The sequence below is a fragment of the Pararhodobacter sp. SW119 genome, from assembly GCF_017811755.1.
Lineage (GTDB): Bacteria > Pseudomonadota > Alphaproteobacteria > Rhodobacterales > Rhodobacteraceae > Pararhodobacter.
In genome coordinates, this window is sequence record NZ_JADDJF010000138.1 from 1 (window position 1) to 1,892 (window position 1,892).

General features: G+C 63.7%; 2 protein-coding genes. Both read left to right on the top strand.

From position 1 onward, the window contains the following. Window positions 1–584: 584 nt before the first annotated feature. Window positions 585–986, top strand: coding sequence for a YccF domain-containing protein (locus tag IM708_RS20865; RefSeq protein WP_209428471.1), 402 nt, complete (start codon window positions 585–587; stop codon window positions 984–986). Between the two features lie 248 nt (window positions 987–1,234). After that, a complete protein-coding gene (locus IM708_RS20870) occupies window positions 1,235–1,645 on the top strand; it encodes a hypothetical protein (protein ID WP_209428472.1) in 411 nt (136 codons plus the stop codon). The last annotated feature ends 247 nt before the right edge of the window (window positions 1,646–1,892 follow it).

Sequence of the window (1,892 nt, forward strand, 5' to 3'; positions counted from 1 at the left end):
AATCTTAGGTAGTTCTTGTATCGACCATGATCGAGGGTGCAGCAGCACCCATTTCTAACGCGGACGGACGTGGCCGACAGCAAAAGGCGCGAGTGTGGTCGGCTTAACGGCCCAGACCAGAAGCAGTGCTGCCAATCCCAGCAGCGCCGCGCTGACTGGCTGCGTGACGAAGACCGAGTAATCTCCGCGCGAAAACAGCACCGTCCTTCGGAAATTCTCCTCCTGCATCGGGCCGAGCACAAATCCGATCAGCAGAGGCGCAGGCTCGTAGTCGATCGAGGGTGCGGTCGAGCGGCAGGAGGGCTTGGGGAAACGTCGCGCGGATGATTTCTGCGCTTAGCGCGTTCAAATCTGCTGAGGCGATTTTCTCTTGGGCGGCCCGCGCAGCCTCAGCGCTCAGGGGGCGGCCTGGCTGGCGCGGCTGCGCGCCCGTCTTGAGACTGAAGAGCGCGCGCTGCGCGGTCGCCGCGCGGCGCACTGGGCGCTCGAGCGGCAGGGATCTGTGGCGACAGGGATGGGTGAGAGCAACTGGCCGGCGCCGTCGTGCCGGGGGAACCGGATTGCGACTGCGGGGTTCGCTTGACATGCTCTCAATCATCCTCAACATTCTCTGGCTGGTCCTCGGCGGGATCTGGATGGCGCTGGGCTGGCTGCTGGCCGCTGTCATCATGGCGATTTCGATCATTGGCTTGCCTTGGGCGCGCTCGGCACTGAACACCGCAGCCTACACGCTCATGCCCTTCGGCAACCGCGCCGAAAGCCGCGACGTCGCGTTCGGCCGCTCGGACCTTGGCACCGGCCCGCTGGGTTTTATTGGCAACATCATTTGGCTCGTGCTCGCCGGCTGGTGGCTGGCGCTGGGACACCTGATCAGCGCCGTCGCGATGGCCGTGACGATCATCGGCATCCCCTTCGCCTGGGCGCATCTGAAGCTTGCCGGCTTCGCGCTCTGGCCGGTGGGACGCACCGTGGTGCCGCGCCGATAGAGCCGGCGCCCCGCATCCCGCCCGTTGCACGCCGCATGGCATGCGCCTTCCCGGCGATGATCGCTGCCGGAACGAAATGAGGGCGCATTCTTTCCAGAAATGCTGCTGCCCGGGCGCGGGAACCACGTGTGATGGGACTATCGTAAGGAATAGCTCGCTCCAAAGGTCGCTTAGCCGGAACAAGGGTTCCGGAAAGACTTGGCACAGCGTGGATCTTGCCCCACGTTCCTCGGAGCGCGCCTCCCTCGATGACCGCCGCGCCGCGCCGCGCGTTCCCGGTGAAAGGCCAGGTCCATGATCCGTGGTGGGCGCCGCCGGCCGGGGCAGCGGTCTCGGCGGGTGGGCGCATCGCTGCGGCGACACTGTTTCTTACCGATCCGGTCGGCCCCTCCGCGCTCCCCGGTCCGGACATTCTGGAGGAGGGGCTGGGCCTGTCAGTGACCGAGGCCGAAGTCGCGCGGCTTGTCGCGATGGGCTGCGGAGTCGGTTTCGTGACGAGGAGCCTCGGCGTCAGCCTCAACACGGCGCTAACACATCTGAAGTCGTTTTATGGCAAGACCGGCGTCAGCCACCAGGCCGCGCTTGCCCGCACCATTGTGGATCGCTTCCCACCTGTGCGTGGAATGAAGGGGCGCGGTGAGGGCGAACCGCGGAAGTGATCGTTCATACGGTTTCGATCGCTTGCTTTTTCTCGTGTATAATTGGGATGTTCGGAGACGGCGCTGTAACCAAATTCATCTGGCAGAATGGCCAACGCTATCGCCAATGAAGTCCAGGATAAGCGCTTGAACGCGCGCATCGAACGACAGCCAATGACGATTGTGAAGATAATCGGGCCTTTGAAAGGCTACGGAACGACGGTCTTGTTGGTCCGACATGAAAGCACCACAGTCGCCTTGCAGAACA